Genomic DNA, 17,285 nt, shown 5'->3' with positions numbered 1-17,285 from the left:
AGCGCCTGTAAATGGAACCGGGCTTAACCGGCGCCACACAGGTACAATGCCCACCCCTTTTTTGTTACGGCCCTGTCATGACTGACCCGATTCGCCTCTCCAAACGCCTCATTGAACTGGTCGGTTGCTCCCGCCGGGAGGCCGAGCTGTTCATCGAGGGCGGCTGGGTCACCGTGGACGGCGAAGTCATCGACGAACCGCAGTTCAAGGTCGGCGACCAGAAGGTCGAGCTCGACAAGGACGCCCAGGCCACCGCGCCGGAGCCGGTGACTATCCTGCTCAACGCGCCGGCCGGCATGGACGTCGAAAGCGCCATGCAATCGCTGAGCATCGACACCCTCAGCGAAGAACACCGCTATGGCAAACGCCCGTTGCGCGGGCACTTCCTGCGCCTGACCGCCAGCGCCGACCTGCAAGCCAAGGCCAGCGGGCTGCTGGTGTTCACCCAGGACTGGAAAATCCTGCGCAAGCTCACCGCCGACGCCGCGAAGATCGAGCAGGAATACGTGGTCGAAGTCGAAGGTGACATGGTCGCCCACGGCCTCAACCGCTTGCAGCACGGCCTGACGCACAAGGGCAAGGAGTTGCCGCCGGTCAAGGCCAGCTGGCAGAACGAAAACCGCCTGCGCTTCGCCATGAAAAACCCGCAGCCGGGGATCATCGCCCAGTTCTGCGAAGCGGTGGGCCTGAAGGTCATCGGCATCCGCCGCATCCGCATCGGCGGCGTCTCGATCGGCAAAGTCCCGGTCGGCCAATGGCGCTACCTGTCCGGCAAAGAGAAGTTCTAAGACTTCCACTGCCGCCACACATTCCGGCAGCGCGCCCGCGTGCTGCCCACAACGCTTATCAGGATTACTCACATGATTCATAACGACGTATTGCGCAGCGTGCGCTACATGCTCGACATCAGTGACAAGAAAGTTGTCGAAATCATCAAACTCGGCGGCATGGACGTAGCACTCGCTGACGTGCTGACCTGGCTCGACAAGAAAGAAGAAGACGAAGAAGGTTTCGTGCGCTGCCCGGACCAAGTCATCGCGCACTTCCTCGACGGCCTGGTGATCTTCAAGCGTGGCAAGGATGAAAGCCGTCCGCCGCAGCCGATCGAAGTGCCGGTGACCAACAACATCATCCTGAAAAAGCTGCGCGTGGCCTTCGAACTGAAAGAAGACGACATGCACGCGATTCTCAAGGCTGCTGAGTTCCCGGTGTCCAAGCCTGAGCTCAGCGCACTGTTCCGCAAGGTCGGCCACACCAACTACCGCCCGTGTGGCGACCAGTTGTTGCGCAACTTCCTCAAGGGTCTGACCCTTCGCGTTCGCCCGGCCTGATCCTCGCTGCGGTGGCGATCGATGGTCGCCACTGCAATGCATGACCGTTCATTCCCTCCGAAAATAGTGGCTCCGCTTTTCGCGGCTGACGACTAGGGTGTATTGATCCCTAGCACTCAGGACTCGCCATGCACCCGTATTTCTCCCTGCAAGGCCGCACCGCTCTGGTGACCGGCGGCACCCGTGGTATCGGCAAAATGATCGCCAAAGCCTTCGTCGAGGCTGGCGCGCGTGTCTATGTCTGCTCGCGCGACGCCGAAGCCTGTCATCAAACCGCGGAAGAACTCAGCGCTTTGGGTACTTGCTACGGCATGGCAGCGAATCTGGCGACTGAAGAAGGCGTGCAGGAACTGGCCGCGCGTCTGGGCGAGCAAATCACCCATCTGGATATTCTGGTGAACAACGCCGGCACCACGTGGGGCGCGCCGCTGGAGAGCTACCCGGTCAAGGGCTGGGAAAAGGTCATGCAGCTCAACGTGACGTCGGTGTTCACCTGCATCCAGCAGTTTCTGCCGTTGCTGCGCAAGGCAGGCTCAGCGGCGAATCCGGCGCGGATTATCAATATTGGTTCGGTGGCGGGGATTTCTTCTTTTGGTGAACAGGCGTATGCCTACGGGCCGAGTAAGGCTGCCCTGCACCAATTGTCGCGAATTCTGGCGCGGGAGCTGGTGAGCCAGCACATCAATGTCAACGTGATCGCACCGGGAAGGTTTCCGAGCAAGATGACTCAGCATATTGGCAATGATGAAAAGGCGCTGGCGGAGGACACAGCGGTGATCCCGATGAAGCGTTGGGGGCGTGAGGAAGAGATGGCGGCGTTGGCGATCAGTTTGGCGAGTACCGCCGGGGCCTACATGACCGGGAATATCATTCCGTTGGATGGTGGGTTCAGCCTTTAAAAGATCGCAGCCTTCGGCAGCTCCTACATGGGATCGACGCGCCCCTGTAGGAGCTGCCGAAGGCTGCGATCTTTTGATCTTTAGTGCATCATTCCCACCCTGCCCCGCTTCGAATGCAAACCATGACTTACAGCGTCTCCCCCATCGGCTTCGTGCGCTCCTGCTTCAAGGAGAAATTCGCCATCCCGCGCCAGCCGCAACTGGCCCCCGCCGCCCGTGGCGTGCTGGAACTGGTGGCGCCGTTCGATCAGGGTGACGCCGTGCAAGGCCTGGAAAAGGTCAGTCACGTCTGGTTGCTGTTCCTGTTCCACCAAGCACTCGAAGAAAAACCACGCCTGAAAGTCCGCCCACCCCGCTTGGGCGGCAACAAGTCCATGGGCGTGTTCGCCACCCGCGCGACTCACCGACCCAACGGCATCGGCCAATCTGTGGTGAAACTGGACAAGGTCGAAGCCAATCGCCTGTTCATCTCGGGCATCGACTTGCTCGACGGCACGCCGGTTCTCGACGTCAAACCCTACGTGCCCTATGCCGATATCATCCCCGAAGCCTCCAACAGCATCGCCAGTGCAGCACCGCAGCTGATTGACGTGCAGTGGACGGACTCGGCACTGAAACAAGCGCACACACACGCTCAGCGCCTTGATGAGCCGTTGGTTGCGTTGATTGAACAGTGTCTGGCCCAGGATCCGCGTCCGGCATATCAGACCCCGGTGCCAGAGCGTGAATACGGCGCGCAGTTCTGGGATCTGGACGTACGCTGGCATTACCCGACGCCTGAGCAGATTCGCGTGCTAGAAGTTATCCCTGCCGCAGCCTGAGACCTCGGTCAATGTAGGAGCTGCCGAAGGCTGCGATCTTTTGATTTTGATCTTAAAAGCAAGATCAAAAGATCGCAGCCTTCGGCAGCTCCTACATGGATTGTGGCAGGCATGAAGGAAATGTTTCGGGCATAAAAAAGCCCCCATTGCCTTTGCAGGCAGTGGGGGCTGATCGTTCCCACGCTCTGCGTGGGAACGCATCCGTTGACGCTCTGCGTCACCTGAACAGCTTACTTCTCGACGAACGCACGCTCGATCAGGTAATCACCCGGCTCGCGCATCCGCGCCGAGATCTTCAGGCCGAAGCTATCAAGCACTTCACTGGTCTCGTCGAGCATGCTCGGGCTGCCGCAGATCATTGCACGGTCGTCCTGCGGGTTGATCGGTGGCAGGCCGATGTCGCTGAACAGCTTGCCGCTGCGCATCAGGTCGGTCAAACGGCCCTGATTCTCGAAAGGCTCGCGGGTCACGGTCGGGTAGTAGATCAGCTTGTCACGCAGCGCTTCGCCGAAGAACTCGTTCTGCGGCAGGTGCTCGGTGATGAATTCGCGGTAGGCGACTTCGTTGACGTAGCGTACGCCGTGAACCAGGATCACTTTTTCAAAGCGCTCGTAGGTTTCCGGATCCTGAATCACGCTCATGAACGGCGCCAGACCGGTGCCGGTGCTCAGCAGGTACAGGTGCTTACCCGGGTTCAGGTCATCAAGCACCAGGGTGCCGGTAGGCTTCTTCGAGATGATGATCTCGTCGCCTTCCTTCAAATGCTGCAGCTGCGAGGTCAGCGGGCCGTCCTGCACCTTGATGCTGAAGAACTCCAGATGCTCTTCCCAGTTCGGGCTGGCGATCGAGTAAGCGCGCATAAGCGGGCGGCCGTTAGGCTGTTGCAGGCCGATCATCACGAACTGACCGTTCTCGAAGCGCAGGCCCGGATCGCGGGTGCACTTGAAGCTGAACAGAGTGTCGTTCCAGTGATGAACACTGAGGACACGCTCGTGGTTCATGTTGCTCATGTACGTTTGACTCCTGGAGATTGGGTCTGCGCTGGCTTTTGAAGGCGACGGTGCGCAATTGCATCGCATTCTAATAGCGACGACAATATCTGTTAACTGGATTATTAAGATAAGGGTTATCGGTTATATCGATATGCGATTTACTCTCCGTCAACTGCAAGTCTTCGTCGCCGTCGCCCAGCAGGAAAGCGTATCCCGTGCTGCGGGTCTGCTCAACCTCTCGCAATCGGCCGCCAGCACCTCGATCACCGAGCTTGAGCGCCAGTCCAGCTGCCAGCTGTTCGACCGTGCCGGCAAACGGCTGAGCCTCAACGCCCTCGGCAAACAGCTGCTGCCGCAGGCGGTGGCCCTGCTCGATCAGGCCAAGGAAATCGAAGACCTGCTCAACGGCAAATCCGGTTTCGGCTCGCTGTCGGTCGGCGCCACGCTGACCATCGGCAATTACCTGGCGACCCTGTTGATCGGCAGTTTCATGCAGCGCCACCCGGAAAGTCAGGTGAAGCTGCACGTGCAGAACACTGCCAATATCGTGCAACAAGTTGCCCACTACGAAATTGATCTGGGTCTAATCGAAGGCGATTGCAGCCACCCGGACATCGAAGTGCAGAGCTGGGTTGAGGATGAGCTGGTGGTGTTTTGCGCGCCGCAGCATCCGTTGGCCAAACGCGGCACCGCAACGATGGAAGAGCTGACGCACGAGGCGTGGATTCTGCGTGAACAAGGTTCCGGCACGCGGCTGACCTTCGATCAGGCCATGCGTCATCATCGCAGCGCGCTGAATATCCGTCTGGAGCTGGAACACACCGAAGCGATCAAACGCGCGGTGGAATCGGGGCTGGGGATTGGCTGCATCTCGCGACTGGCGCTGCGTGATGCGTTCCGACGCGGCAGTCTGGTGCCGGTGGAAACGCCGGATCTGGATCTGGCGCGGCAGTTCTACTTCATCTGGCACAAACAGAAATACCAGACCTCGGCGATGCGCGAGTTTCTCGAACTGTGCCGCGCTTTCACCGCCGGGGTTCAGCGCAGCGACGAGATCGTCTTGCCAACGATCGCTTAAAGCAGAATCACTGCCCACACCAGACCGATCATGCTCAGCGCGACGAATTGCGCGGCGCTGCCCATGTCCTTGGCGTTCTTCGACAGTGGGTGCAGTTCCAGCGAGATGCGGTCGATGGCCGCTTCGACCGCCGAATTCAGCAGCTCGACGATCAGCGCCAGCAGGCACACCGCGATCAACAGCGCCTGCTCGACACGGCTGACATTCAGAAAGAACGTCACCGGAATCAGGATCACGTTGAGCAACACCAGTTGGCGGAACGCCGCTTCACCGGTGAAAGCTGCGCGCAGACCGTCCAGTGAATAACCGGAGGCATTAAGGATGCGTTTCAGGCCGGTCTGGCCCTTGAAAGGTGACATAACGTTGAGACCAACCAAAAAGGAGTGAGAAAGCTAGATCAACAAAAGTCAAAAAAGCGTGAAGGCGCCAGGCTTTATTGGCTCGGAATTGACTCAAGTTGTTGCAGAAGCAACGCAGCCTGCGTGCGGGTGCGCACATTCAGCTTGCGGAAGATCGCCGTGACGTGGGCCTTGATGGTCGCTTCCGACACACTCAACTCATAGGCAATCTGCTTGTTCAACAGGCCTTCGCAGACCATGGTCAGCACGCGGAACTGCTGCGGCGTCAGGCTGGCGAGGCCATCGCTGGCGGCTTTGGCTTCGTCGGAGACGGCGACTGCTTCGAACGCTTGCGGCGGCCAGAACACATCGCCATCGAGCACTTTGCGCACGGCTTGCTGAATCACGCTGAGGTCGCTGGACTTGGGAATAAAGCCACTGGCGCCGAACTCACGCGATTTGACCACCACCGAGGCTTCTTCCTGAGCCGAGACCATCACCACCGGAATCTGCGGATACTGCCCACGCAGCATGACCAACCCGGAAAAGCCGAAAGCGCCGGGCATGTTCAGATCCAGCAGCACCAGATCCCAGTCAGATTTTTCGGTCAGGCGCGCTTCCAGTTCGGCGATGCTCGCCACCTCCACCAGTCGCACATCGGGGCCAAGACCCAGCGTCACCGCTTGATGCAGGGCGCTACGAAACAGGGGGTGATCATCGGCAATCAGGATGTCGTATGTGGCCATTTTTCAAATGATCCTGTTTTTGATGGCAGACCCGATGCAGTCGGGTCTGGCCAAAGCAACTCAAGATGCCGCTTGCAAGCGGTATCCACAGGGGCACGTTCAACGCCAATAACCAGCAAAGACGGCGTTTCAAACCTTGGCCGCACCCTAATCGGCGCCAAGCATGCCCAGCGAAGACTGGGTGGTCAAGCAGCAAGGCCGCCGGTAGCTACAGTATGGGCCACTATTGCGCCAACTCCGGCTGCGGCTTTCGTATATAGGGCAGCAACTCGGCGTGCGCGGGGGTGGATTCGTTCATGTCCAGTTGTTGCTTGGCGCCGAGGTAATGCTGGCTGAACACATCGAAATAGGCGTCCAGCGCCGAGGCGGCATCCGAGTCGCCGGCCAGCTCCAGGCACAGCGCCGCGACTTCGGCGGTGCACAGGTGCTCGCTGCGGGTGGAACGGCGCAGGCGATAACGCGAGAGTTTGTCGGGCAGCAGGCTCAAGATCGGCAAGCGATCGAAATACGGGCTCTTGCGGAAAATTTTTCGCGCTTCCGTCCACGTCGCATCCAGCAGAATAAACAGCGGGCGCTTGCTGCTATCGGGCGCGACCGTATTGGTCACCCGCGACGGCTCGACGTATTCGCCGGGGAACACCAGATACGGCTGCCATTGCGGGTCGTTGAGCAGCGCCAGCATCTGCGGATCGGGCTCGGTGCGCGACCAGATGAACGCATGGTTATCGCGAACCACGTCGGCAATCAGCCAACCGGTGTTGCTTGGTTTGAACACTTCCTTGCCGGTCATGATCAGGCACACGCCTGAACGCGTGTCGACGCTTGGTCGCCACGCACACAGGCAATGGCTGATGATCACCCGGCAATCGCGGCAACGCTCGGAGCGAAAGCCACGGGCCTGAATCGGCTTGATGCCTTCATCTTCGCGCTGGTCACGCAAACGGGCGACGGCATTGGGGGCATGGTTCATCGCGGGCAACGCCGGCAGACAGGGAAACTCGACACGAACAGCACTCGGCAGGGCAATAAAGGCCGGCAGTTTACCAGAGCAACGGGGACAAGCCTGTACCCTCCCGACCGGCTCCCCTATAATTCGGCGCCACTGAACGCACAGCCCCGAGGCTGGTCGAACCACCAGTCACCGAATCAGGAGAGTTTCATGCTGCGCCTTATCGTTCCCACCGCTGCCATTCTGCTGGCGTCGTCCTTCACCGCTCAGGCTGCATCCTTGAGTGAGCAGAATCTGAACCGCGAGCTGCGCAACGTCGCCGCCCAGAGCAGCGTCGGCACGCCACGCGCCATCAGTGAAGACATTCTTGATCAGGGTTTCACCGTTGAAGGCACCACGCTGATCAACCACCTGAGCGTGCAGGCCAGTCATGCGCAGAAAATGCGTGCTGATCCCAAGGCTGTGTACTTTCAACTGGGCGCGTCGGTGTGCAACAACCCGGCGTTTCGCAAGCTGATGGCCAAAGGCGCGGTCATGCGTTACGACTTCACCGAAGTGAAAACCAACAAGGCGATCGGCTCCGCCAGCTATCAGGATTCGGATTGCCCGAAATCCGCTCCGGCGAAGAAGAAGTAATCATCGCGAATTCGCGCGCCGCTGTTCATCCTCGGCGCGCAATTCGGCCAGCAAGGCCTGAAGATACTGCGACGGATGCTCGCCACCCGCCAAACGCCGGCAGCATTCCTCTTCGAGACTGACCTGATGGGTCTCGGCAGATGCTTTCAACATTCGATACAACTGTGCATCGATCTCCAGAACCACTCTGGTCATGTCCCGCCTCCTGGCTACCCGCAAATCCTTCAAAAACGTGCACCTTGCGTACGGTTATTGCCGCAACGCTGTCGTACGGCGCCTGTAAGTTAGTTAATCAGAGGGTTTACCGCGCGTAGCACGTTCAGACGAGCGGTGTGCCGATCCCTGAATATCAACAAGCGGTTGCCAGTCAGAACATTGCGGCGCAATGATCGAGTCAGCGCAATTGCACGCAAGGGTCTAAATTCAAAGTATTCCCGATCATCTGTTAACGGCAGAAATGGAACTGCCGATCGTGTGTGTTTTTGCAGCGCGGCCCTGACGCCGCTCGTCAGGGCCACCCGCTCTGTGCAGAAGGAGACGTTGAATGCCTTACCAACCGAATGACCTGTTGAGTCGTCATTTTCAGGAAAGCGGCCCCGACCTCATCAGCCAGGTCGAAGCACAACTCAGCCGTGTTTCCCCCGACAGCCCGAACCTTCCCATTTACCGCGACATGATCCTGACCGTGCTGCGCATGGCTCAGGAAGACCACAATCGCTGGAACGCCAAGATCACCCTGCAAGCCCTGCGCGAACTGGAGCAAGCGTTTCGCGTGCTTGAGCAATTCAAGGGCCGACGTAAAGTCACTGTGTTCGGCTCGGCACGCACACCGGTCGAACATCCGCTGTATGCACTGGCCCGAGAACTCGGCGCGCAACTGGCACGCTCCGAAATGATGGTCATCACTGGTGCCGGTGGCGGCATCATGGCCGCCGCCCACGAAGGTGCCGGCCTCGATCACAGCCTCGGCTTCAATATCACCCTGCCCTTCGAACAGCATGCGAACCCGACTGTCGACGGCACCGGCAATTTGCTGCCGTTCCACTTCTTCTTCACCCGGAAACTGTTCTTCGTCAAAGAGGCCGACGCGCTGGTGCTGTGCCCCGGGGGTTTCGGCACGCTGGATGAAGCACTGGAAGTGCTGACGTTGATTCAGACCGGCAAAAGTCCGCTGGTGCCGGTGGTATTGCTGGATGTTCCGGGCGGCACGTTCTGGCAGGGCGCGATGGATTTCATTCGCCAGCAACTGGAGGAAAATCACTACATCCTGCCGACCGACATGAAACTGATGCGTCTGGTGTACACGGTCGAAGAGGCGGTGGAGCAGATCAACCAGTTCTACAGCAACTTCCACTCCAGCCGCTGGCTCAAGCGACAGTTTGTCATTCGCATGAATCACAAGCTCAGCGATCAGGCGCTAGAACATATGCAGGTCGCGTTTGCCGATCTGTGCCTCAGCGACCAATTCCATCAACACGCTTACAGCGGCGAGGAACATGATGACGCGCAATACAGCCATCTGGCGCGACTGGCTTTCGCCTTCAATGCGCGTAATCAAGGGCGTTTGAGGGAACTGATCGACTACATCAACCTGACGGAAAACTGGGCGCAGTCCAAACCGCAAGCAGCGCAACGTACGCGTGAGCCGTCAAAGGCAATTTAAAGGCAAAAAAAAACGGCCCGCTATTTCCATAGCGGGCCGTTTTTATTGAGGCGTCTTAATCGTCCATCCCTCGACCGCTGAACAAGCGGTTGATCATCTCCATCGAGAAGCCCCGATACGCAAGGAACCGGCCTTGCTTGGCTCGTTCTTTCGCATCAATCGGCAAGTGCCCGGAGAATTTGCGCTGCCACGTTTCCTGAAGTTGCTCGTGCCAACTGATACCGCTTTCGCGCAGGGCGAGTTCGATATCGGCGCGTTGCAAACCGCGCTGGCTCAGTTCTTCACGAATCCGCAATGGGCCATAGCCGGAGCGGGCACGGTAGGAAACAAAGCTTTCAAGGTAACGGGCTTCGGAAAGCAGTCCCTCTTCCGTCAAACGGTCGAGGGCTGTTTCGATCATCTCCGCCTCAGCGCCGCGCTGACGCAGTTTGCGCGTCAGCTCGACTCGACCGTGCTCGCGACGTGCAAGCAGATCCATGGCGGTTCGCCGCACCGCGACGAGGGTTTCGAGTACGACGGTGCTCATCGTTGCTATCAGATATCAGCGTCGGCCAGGTCGTCTTCGGTCTCTTTGACTGCAGAGGCCTTGGAATCGATCACCGCTGGGGTCAGCAGCTTGTCACGCAGTTGCTTCTCAAGCTTTTTCGCGACTTCCGGGTTGTCCGCCAGGAACTTGGCCGAGTTGGCCTTGCCCTGACCGATCTTGGTGCCTTCGTAGGCGTACCAGGCGCCAGACTTCTCGACGAAACCGTGCAGCACGCCCAGGTCGATCATCTCGCCGTTGAGGTAGATGCCCTTGCCGTAAAGAATCTGGAACTCGGCCTGACGGAACGGCGAAGCCACCTTGTTCTTCACAACCTTGACGCGGGTTTCGCTGCCGACTACTTCGTCGCCTTCTTTCACCGCGCCGGTACGGCGGATGTCGAGACGAACCGACGCATAGAACTTCAGCGCGTTACCACCGGTGGTGGTTTCCGGGCTACCGAACATCACGCCGATCTTCATACGGATCTGGTTGATGAAGATCACCAGGCAGTTGGCGTTCTTGATGTTACCGGTGATTTTACGCAGCGCCTGGGACATCAGACGGGCTTGCAGGCCCACGTGCATGTCACCCATTTCGCCTTCGATTTCAGCCTTCGGTACCAGGGCTGCCACGGAGTCGACGATGATCACGTCAACGGCGTTGGAGCGCACCAGCATGTCGGTGATTTCCAGTGCCTGTTCACCGGTGTCCGGCTGGGACACCAGCAAGTCGTCGACGTTGACGCCCAGTTTGCCGGCGTACTCAGGGTCGAGGGCGTGTTCGGCATCGACGAATGCGCAGGTCGCGCCAGCTTTCTGAGCCTGGGCAATCACGGACAGAGTCAATGTGGTTTTACCGGAGGATTCAGGACCGTAGATTTCAACGATACGGCCTTTTGGCAGACCGCCAATGCCGAGCGCGATGTCCAGACCCAGAGAGCCAGTGGAGATAGCCGGGATCGCCTGACGGTCCTGATCGCCCATACGCATTACGGCACCCTTGCCGAATTGACGTTCGATCTGACCCAGGGCCGCAGCCATGGCTTTCTTCTTGTTGTCGTCCCTTAATGTCCGCCCGTAAGGAATAAGGCCTGACGGCCAACACCTGTATAAGTAGCCAGTATTATTCCACAGCGTTCGCGGATCGCCTACCCCTGATTTTCGATTTCTCGTGCCGCTAGTCGCAGGAGCCCCTCTAGCGCGGCCTTCACCGTTTGTCGGCGGACTTCATCGCGGTTACCGGGGAAGTGTTGAACCTCACTGGTCACCGTCTCGCCAACGCCCCATGCCAGCCACACAGTGCCGACCGGCTTGTTCGGTGAACCACCGTCCGGCCCCGCCACACCGCTGACCGCCACGGCAAATCGCGCCAGACTTTTATCCTGCGCGCCACGCACCATCGCCTCGACCACCTCGGCACTGACCGCGCCCACCGTCTCGAACAACCCGGTCGGCACATTCAGTTGCTGGGTTTTCTGCCGGTTGGAATACGTCACGTAACCCGCTTCAAACCAGGCCGAGCTGCCGGGAATCCGCGTGATCGCTTCGGCGATGCCGCCACCGGTACACGACTCCGCAGTGGTGACATGGGCATTGAGCACTTGCAGGCGTCGGCCCAGTTCAGCTGCCAATTGGGTGATCTCTTTCACGGCGCACTCCGGATCGTGTGGAATGCCTCCACCGTACACGAGCCGGTTGCGCTTTCAAGACACAGAGTCATTCAAAATGTTCGGGCGCGAGCGCTCTGACATAGGCCTGACACGCCTGCAAGGCAATCAGTCCGCGGTCGCCGGTGTCGGTGATGGCGATAATTCGTTGAGCATGCGCCGGGTCAAGTCGGGCGCGTACGGCTGCATGATCCACGCCGCCGGGGCTGGCGGTGGCTGGCAGTTTGCAGCCTTGGGCAACATCGCCGGCGTCGAGGAGGACTGACAGGCGCACATCAGCAGTGGCAAGGCGATCGCGCAGGCGATCCTGATCACGTTGGGCATCGCTCAGTGCTCGATAGTGAGTTTGTTCACTGGTCGCGAGCCGTTGCTCGAGCGCCAGGCGTTTATCCTGCTCGGCCTGTTGCGCCGAGGCGGCGGCGAGATTCTGTTGATTCAACGTTTCGGTGTTTAAACGCGATTGCTCGGCGAGTTGGCGGCCGTAGCGCCAGTCCTGAAACTGCCAGGCCGCCACAAAAGCGCCGACGGCCAATAAGAGTAAGCCAATCATTCGCCAGGGGATTGGCATAGCACCGCCCTCGCCCGCGCCCAGATTTCCAGGCGATCCTGCAAGCCGTTCAACCCGCCGTTTATTCGCCGGGTGATGGTGTTGAACTGGTCGCGATCAGCCAGTTCGTTGAGGCCGTTCTGTTGCCAGAACCATGCGGCAGATTCGGCCGCCCATTGCGGTTGTTCGAGCAGTTCTGGCAGCGACAACAGGCGTTCATCGCCAAACAGACCGAGGCTGCACTGGCGATAGTTGCTGCGCCCGGTGATCTGGATGAGCCCGCGCCCGCGGTATTTTTGCCCGTCGCCGTCAGCTTCGGGCGTGTTGCCCAAGCGCAAGGCCAGGGTGCCGGTGTCGTATTTGCTCAGGTATTGGTTGTTGCCCAGTTCGCGTACGTACTGCAATTGCCCGGATTCGTGACCGACTTGCGCAAGAAACGCGGCGATGCGTTTGGGTGTGTCGATGCGCCGGCGAGCCATTGCGGTGTTGAGTGCAGAAACAAAAACGCCCGCTTGGGTGCGGGCGTTGGGCATGATGTTAGTTAAGTTGTTTTCGGTTATTTGCATAATGCTTGATCCTCCCTGGATATCCTTTGACTGATATCACGACTGACGGGAAATACCTGCCAGCCATTTTTTTGCCAGAGTTTTCAGAGGGCTCCCCGGCACCGCGTCCTCGACTGTTTCACCGACTGGCAGCACCTCGCCGCCCGATAACAGCCATTGCTGATACGCGAGCCAATCACGGTTGTCGGGATCTTGCGGAATAAACGCGGAATCCTCCATGCGCAACACACCGCTTGCGGTCAGTTGATAAGTCATGAGTTTCAACCCCTATATTTCTGCGTCTGCTGTCCATTCCAGTTGCAAGGTCTGGCCTGGCGCACTGTTAACGGGTGTGACTGTGGCAAACGAGATACTGCGATCCGTAACACCTTGCAGTGTGGTGCCGGTGCAAGCCTTCATCATCGTCTGATTCCAGACCTGATTGCTGGTGTCAGCCGGGCAATAAGTAGTGACGGTCGGCTGAACTCTTTTCTGCACCAGAAAGCCGATCGTCATACCGTATTGGCCAGTGTTGCCCGCCGGAACTTGGGTGAACGTCGAAATACACGTGTTGGTTCCGTTATTCGCTTTGACGGGAAGTCCGCTCGCAAAAGACTTTTCGAAATAACGCTGACAAAGCATCAACTCGTCAACGACAGATCGCTGCTCAAAGGGAGTGGAAACCGGGCCCTCCTCCAGTTGAATCAAGGTCAGATCGACTGTTTGCATAACGTTCAACGGTAAATCAAACGACAGCGTCAGGCAGTCGTTGACCCCCTTCATTTTTCCGGCGATGGCAGGTACCTGGAACGTCGCGGTGTATCGGGTCCACGCCGTATTCAGCTGAAAAACATCCACCACCTTCACAACCGCTTCTGAACCTCCGGTACCAAACTGTTGAGCGACAGCCACTTTCAATGGCCGCGCCGCATCCGATCGGGCCCAGAACGTCAGGGTCGCGGTTTTGCCAGCAAGCGTTCTGACCGATTCAATGTTCTGATAAATCCGGTGAGTGGTAGCGCCCACCCCCGCGGTGATTTGCTGCCAGCGAAGGAAACAGGCGGGTTCGCCAGGCACTTCCGTTTGCCCAAGGGAGAAACTTTGACGGGTGATACTGACGCCCGCGTTGCCGTTCCAGTCGCAGCGAAAACGATCCGCGACATATCCGCCAATATTCGGCGCCTGATTGGAAGCCCCCCGCTGCCAGATATCAAACCCGCCATTGATCAACAGATTCCTGCGATACACCTGCACCGGAAACTGTTGCAGCGGATCCGGTTTCGACAACTCTTTGATTGCCAGCGCCAGTTGATTGGTCTGCTCCTCATCGGGAGTCAATCCGGCAGCCTTGATGGCGTTGAGAATCTCTTGAGTAACGCTGTTACCCCAACTGGCCGGAATCAGTGAACCGGGTGTACCTGCGATGGCATCTTCATCGACAAACTTACCGTTCTCCAGGCCTGAACCGGGAACGTTTTTTGGATAATCCATTTCAACATCCTTGCTGACTTAAAACGCAGCCGCCAACCAACGCGGCGCGACTGGCCGATGCTCGCTAAAGGGAAAGAAAGAGCCTTGCGGCCAGTCGCGTAGTGCACGCCGGTAGGTTTGCAGTTCGGTGTATTGATCGGTGGTTAGCGTGGTACCGCCACCGTCTTCGAGTTCATCACGATCGCGCGCTACCAGACCATCAGTGGCGGCCAGTTGTGAAGTGCGCCAGTGACGTTCGGTTTCGGCTGCCTGATCCGCCGAAGGTGTTGGTGGATCAACCAATATCGGATAACCGTTAGCGAGGTTAACCCCGACCATTTTTGGCGTAACAGCCAGTTGCTGTAGCAGTGAAGTCCAGTAGGCCTGCGGGATTTCGATCACGTCTTCGGGAATGTCGGAAGAATTGATCCCCGGCACATAGACGCCAAGCGTACTGGCGCTGAACAAAACATTGTAAGCGTTCATTCAATAGCCCTTCGCATGATAGATAACAGTCCAGCCAGCCGAGACGCCCCCATTGAAACTACGAATCTTCAGCTGACAACCTTGTTTGCCTGCCGGAGATCCATTGAGGATGACCATCGCCCCATCACCCCCCGAATGCATCGCCACTATCGAACAGAAAGCGTTGGGGAAGGAGATTGGGAAAGAGACATAGATATCGCCGGCGGCATTTGAAATACCGGTGCCCCATTGATCGATGTTGCCACTCGGATGTTTCTGATAACCGGAGAAACCTGACTGGCCGGCAAACGCAGCTGCGTACTTCAGACTCGCCGTACCATGAACAGCCCAAATCCCGCTCTCATTAACAATGGTCGCACTCTCGCCACTGTTCATGATGATCGAAGTCAGATATGCACCTTGCGGGGTTATTTGCGCAGTGCCCGTGCATGCAATGGTGACGACCGCGTTACTCCGGCAATGCAGCGAAAATGTCCCACCATTGGGCACAGTCTTGATATCGGGCAAGCTCACCGTATAAGGCGAGTTTCCACCTATACCAATCGTCCATCCCACATCCGCAACGGTCAGTTGTGTCGCGGCAGTGACGCTGCGTGCCCCGGCGTAGTTGCCCAACGAACGCTGCACAAACTCGGTTGTAGCCACCGAACGACTGACGTCAAATGGTGCCCGGGTCTGATACAGCTGCGCACTTCGAAGTGCAGTTAACAATTGCGTGTTTGAAGTTTCGCTGGGCGTCATTCCGGCGGCCTGTACAACCCCGAGAATTTCCTGGGTCACACCATTGCCCCAACTCGCCGGAATCAAGGACCCGGGAGATCCGGCAAGCGGATCCTCATCGACAAATTTGCCATTGACCAAGCCAGCACTGGGAACGCTGATTGGATAATCCATTGCATTTCTCCTTTGCGATGTTTCAGGTGTTCGCGATCGTGCCTGGCACGATTGGCCAAGTGATTTGCGCAGGGAAACCTGGCTGTTTCTCGATGCGGTTCAACTCCACGCTGTAGAGCTTCCATTCGAGCAATTGCAACTGCTCTTCATGGCTGGCATCACCGATATCCTCGGCGTATTGCAGCGGAGCAATTCGCAGAACGGCCTCACGAAGCAGTGCATCGCGCGCTTGCAAAGTCTGCTGTCTGGCATCAGCCAATTGAGCCTGCTCATCCAGTTGCCAGTCGTTATCACGCCAGACGTAGAAATCACCCGGCCAAGGCTGCGGGGTGAAGGTCTCAGGCAACTCGCCCAACTCGTTCCAGAGTTGCTGAGCACCACCGTCCTTTCGGTAAACCCGACCCCGACGGTCGATGACTTCCCGCGGCACACCATTGACCAGCGCCCAGGTGCGGCCGGTTTCCGGTTCAGGCAATTCAAAAGACAGTTGCACGGCGTTGGCAGGAAGCTGAACGCCGATTCCGGGCGTGACGAAAAACTCGACAGGCCCGGACAATGCGCCCGAGCCGTCAAACAGATAATTGAACATGGGGAAGCCTCAGATAAGCTTGATTCGACCGGGATAGGCGATGTTGCGCGGGCGGGATTTGAAGGTGTAAAGCACAGTGCTGGCCGTATCTCGCTGATAATTGGTGCCGACCGGATAAACAGGACCACCATTGAGTAATCCTGAAACGAATTCGGCTTCTTCGCGGGTTTCAGCACCAAATCCGGTCAAGCTATCCGACCAGTAGGCACCCACAGCACCTCCGCCATTTGCACCTTGGGCGTAGGAATGAATCGAGCCTGATTGAGAGGTACCTGTTTGGCGATCTATGTCCACGCCCCGGCCTTCGTCCAGCACTCGCAAAAACTCACCCCTCCCCTCTGGCCCACGAAAGGTTGCTGCGCCATCGCCCGACGTCCACTTACCTTCGTTGCCGACGCGAGCAGCCTCGGTGCCGAGCATTCCCGATTGCTGCGCGTGATCCCAAAGCCACGGCCACTCGACACGCTTCATGACGGCGCCGTTGAGCGCACCGTAACCTCCGGGGCTCAGCAAGACTGTCGTCTCGAAAAACGGTCGCCCCAACGGCGTGTTATCGAAGCGCCCAACCGGCCACCAACTCCCCGCGCCATCGCTGCGCAAATGCCACCAGTCACCGCCCCCCATCAGGACCAAAAATGGATAACCACTGGCCGAAAGGTGCGTGTGAAAACGAATCCGGTCGCTGCCGGATGCTTGAACGACGAGCCGACTGCCGCTGTTGTCCACACGACGAACAATCACATCGCGCACACCCAATGGACCATCGGCCGCTGGCAACACAACAGTGACCGGCGCCGGACTGGCATCAATCAACACGAGACCAAGTTCCTGCTCGGTCAACGTCTTTGAAGCGGCTAGCCGGGTGATCACCGATCGCATCGGGTTGGCATTGCCGACAATCGATTGAATGGCTTTGAGCAGTTGCCGGGTGTCCGTCTCGGACGCAGCCATCCCGGCCGCATTGATCACATTCAGAATTTCTTGAGTAACGCTGTTGCCCCATGCCGCCGGGATCAATGAACCCGGTTTGCCTGCCTCCGGGTCTTCATCGGCGAAACGGCCGTTGACCAGGCCGACACTGGGGACAGTTATTGGATAATCCATAGGTT

At 58.3% G+C, this 17,285-nt stretch carries 23 protein-coding genes; 7 read left to right on the top strand and 16 right to left on the bottom strand.

The genetic code is table 11. The features are described from left to right. Positions 1-77 precede the first annotated feature (77 nt). The 4 genes from ACIOMO_RS17275 to tsaA all read left to right on the top strand — a co-directional run bounded on the left by ACIOMO_RS17275 (position 78) and on the right by tsaA (position 3,051). Positions 78-788, top strand: coding sequence for an rRNA pseudouridine synthase (locus tag ACIOMO_RS17275; protein WP_159813160.1), 711 nt, complete (start codon positions 78-80; stop codon positions 786-788). Positions 789-860: 72 nt separating this feature from the next. Continuing rightward, positions 861-1,331 (top strand): DUF1456 family protein, encoded by a 471-nt coding sequence (locus ACIOMO_RS17270; protein WP_401242327.1) that lies wholly within the window; start codon positions 861-863, stop codon positions 1,329-1,331. A 128-nt stretch (positions 1,332-1,459) separates the two neighbouring features. Beyond that, positions 1,460-2,230: an SDR family oxidoreductase gene (locus tag ACIOMO_RS17265; protein ID WP_159813158.1), complete on the top strand. Its 771-nt coding sequence runs from the start codon at positions 1,460-1,462 to the stop codon at positions 2,228-2,230. A 122-nt stretch (positions 2,231-2,352) separates the two neighbouring features. Next, on the top strand, positions 2,353-3,051 hold the full coding sequence (gene tsaA / locus ACIOMO_RS17260) for a tRNA (N6-threonylcarbamoyladenosine(37)-N6)-methyltransferase TrmO (RefSeq protein WP_401242323.1): 699 nt from the start codon (positions 2,353-2,355) through the stop codon (positions 3,049-3,051). A 230-nt stretch (positions 3,052-3,281) separates the two neighbouring features. On the opposite strand, the gene fpr is transcribed toward tsaA, so the two are convergent. Next, positions 3,282-4,061 carry a ferredoxin-NADP reductase gene (fpr, locus tag ACIOMO_RS17255; RefSeq protein ID WP_007908723.1) on the bottom strand — a complete coding sequence of 260 codons (780 nt, stop codon included), beginning with the start codon at positions 4,059-4,061 and terminating at the stop codon, positions 3,282-3,284. Between the two features lie 133 nt (positions 4,062-4,194). On the opposite strand from fpr, the gene ACIOMO_RS17250 reads away from it, so the two are divergent. Then, positions 4,195-5,121 (top strand): LysR family transcriptional regulator, encoded by a 927-nt coding sequence (locus ACIOMO_RS17250; RefSeq protein ID WP_053117737.1) that lies wholly within the window; start codon positions 4,195-4,197, stop codon positions 5,119-5,121. Here ACIOMO_RS17250 and ACIOMO_RS17245 read toward each other — a convergent pair. From ACIOMO_RS17245 to ACIOMO_RS17235, 3 genes are all read right to left on the bottom strand, one after another. Then, positions 5,118-5,480: a diacylglycerol kinase gene (locus ACIOMO_RS17245; RefSeq protein WP_053117735.1), complete on the bottom strand. Its 363-nt coding sequence runs from the start codon at positions 5,478-5,480 to the stop codon at positions 5,118-5,120. The genes ACIOMO_RS17250 and ACIOMO_RS17245 overlap by 4 nt on opposite strands. 74 nt (positions 5,481-5,554) lie before the next feature. Next, positions 5,555-6,205 (bottom strand): response regulator transcription factor ErdR, encoded by a 651-nt coding sequence (gene erdR, locus ACIOMO_RS17240; protein ID WP_053117733.1) that lies wholly within the window; start codon positions 6,203-6,205, stop codon positions 5,555-5,557. A 223-nt stretch (positions 6,206-6,428) separates the two neighbouring features. Further along, on the bottom strand, positions 6,429-7,175 hold the full coding sequence (locus ACIOMO_RS17235; RefSeq protein WP_400754903.1) for a tRNA-uridine aminocarboxypropyltransferase: 747 nt from the start codon (positions 7,173-7,175) through the stop codon (positions 6,429-6,431). Positions 7,176-7,364: 189 nt separating this feature from the next. On the opposite strand from ACIOMO_RS17235, the gene ACIOMO_RS17230 reads away from it, so the two are divergent. Continuing rightward, the gene (locus ACIOMO_RS17230) at positions 7,365-7,790 is read left to right on the top strand and encodes a PA3611 family quorum-sensing-regulated virulence factor (protein WP_401242317.1); all 426 of its coding nucleotides are present in this window, start codon (positions 7,365-7,367) and stop codon (positions 7,788-7,790) included. On the opposite strand, the gene ACIOMO_RS17225 is transcribed toward ACIOMO_RS17230, so the two are convergent. After that, on the bottom strand, positions 7,791-7,985 hold the full coding sequence (locus ACIOMO_RS17225) for a hypothetical protein (RefSeq protein ID WP_053117727.1): 195 nt from the start codon (positions 7,983-7,985) through the stop codon (positions 7,791-7,793). It lies immediately after the preceding gene. A 349-nt stretch (positions 7,986-8,334) separates the two neighbouring features. Between ACIOMO_RS17225 and ACIOMO_RS17220 the strand changes: the two genes are divergently transcribed. Beyond that, positions 8,335-9,453, top strand: a complete 1,119-nt coding sequence (locus ACIOMO_RS17220; protein WP_401242313.1) for a TIGR00730 family Rossman fold protein — start codon at positions 8,335-8,337, stop codon at positions 9,451-9,453. A 55-nt stretch (positions 9,454-9,508) separates the two neighbouring features. Here ACIOMO_RS17220 and recX read toward each other — a convergent pair whose 3' ends face one another. The 11 genes from recX to ACIOMO_RS17165 form a co-directional block, all read right to left on the bottom strand. Then, positions 9,509-9,979: a recombination regulator RecX gene (gene recX, locus ACIOMO_RS17215; RefSeq protein WP_053117724.1), complete on the bottom strand. Its 471-nt coding sequence runs from the start codon at positions 9,977-9,979 to the stop codon at positions 9,509-9,511. Positions 9,980-9,987: 8 nt separating this feature from the next. After that, positions 9,988-11,064, bottom strand: coding sequence for a recombinase RecA (gene recA, locus ACIOMO_RS17210; protein ID WP_401242438.1), 1,077 nt, complete (start codon positions 11,062-11,064; stop codon positions 9,988-9,990). Positions 11,065-11,126: 62 nt separating this feature from the next. Beyond that, positions 11,127-11,627 (bottom strand): CinA family protein, encoded by a 501-nt coding sequence (locus ACIOMO_RS17205; RefSeq protein ID WP_053117718.1) that lies wholly within the window; start codon positions 11,625-11,627, stop codon positions 11,127-11,129. A gap of 67 nt (positions 11,628-11,694) precedes the next feature. Further along, on the bottom strand, positions 11,695-12,213 hold the full coding sequence (locus ACIOMO_RS17200) for a lysis system i-spanin subunit Rz (RefSeq protein WP_400755263.1): 519 nt from the start codon (positions 12,211-12,213) through the stop codon (positions 11,695-11,697). Continuing rightward, on the bottom strand, positions 12,192-12,758 hold the full coding sequence (locus ACIOMO_RS17195; protein WP_053117715.1) for a glycoside hydrolase family 19 protein: 567 nt from the start codon (positions 12,756-12,758) through the stop codon (positions 12,192-12,194). Before ACIOMO_RS17195 ends, ACIOMO_RS17200 begins: the two co-directional genes overlap by 22 nt. Before the next feature lie 36 nt (positions 12,759-12,794). Continuing rightward, positions 12,795-13,013, bottom strand: coding sequence for a hypothetical protein (locus ACIOMO_RS17190; protein ID WP_212549576.1), 219 nt, complete (start codon positions 13,011-13,013; stop codon positions 12,795-12,797). Positions 13,014-13,025: 12 nt separating this feature from the next. Next, complete coding sequence (locus tag ACIOMO_RS17185) at positions 13,026-14,228, bottom strand: carbohydrate-binding protein CenC (protein WP_401242307.1); 1,203 nt, start codon at positions 14,226-14,228, stop codon at positions 13,026-13,028. Between the two features lie 18 nt (positions 14,229-14,246). After that, positions 14,247-14,693: a phage tail assembly chaperone gene (locus ACIOMO_RS17180; protein ID WP_401242304.1), complete on the bottom strand. Its 447-nt coding sequence runs from the start codon at positions 14,691-14,693 to the stop codon at positions 14,247-14,249. Beyond that, on the bottom strand, positions 14,694-15,587 hold the full coding sequence (locus ACIOMO_RS17175) for a phage tail protein (RefSeq protein ID WP_401242301.1): 894 nt from the start codon (positions 15,585-15,587) through the stop codon (positions 14,694-14,696). It abuts the gene before it with no gap. 22 nt (positions 15,588-15,609) lie between these two features. Continuing rightward, positions 15,610-16,176 carry a tail fiber assembly protein gene (locus tag ACIOMO_RS17170; RefSeq protein WP_401242298.1) on the bottom strand — a complete coding sequence of 189 codons (567 nt, stop codon included), beginning with the start codon at positions 16,174-16,176 and terminating at the stop codon, positions 15,610-15,612. Positions 16,177-16,185: 9 nt separating this feature from the next. Further along, positions 16,186-17,280, bottom strand: a complete 1,095-nt coding sequence (locus tag ACIOMO_RS17165; RefSeq protein WP_401242295.1) for a phage tail protein — start codon at positions 17,278-17,280, stop codon at positions 16,186-16,188. Positions 17,281-17,285 lie beyond the last annotated feature (5 nt).

Origin of the sequence: Pseudomonas sp. NPDC087804 (genome assembly GCF_044742965.1) — a bacterium.
Taxonomy (GTDB): Bacteria; Pseudomonadota; Gammaproteobacteria; order Pseudomonadales; family Pseudomonadaceae; genus Aquipseudomonas; species Aquipseudomonas rustica.
This window is presented reverse-complemented; position numbering and strand designations above follow the sequence as displayed.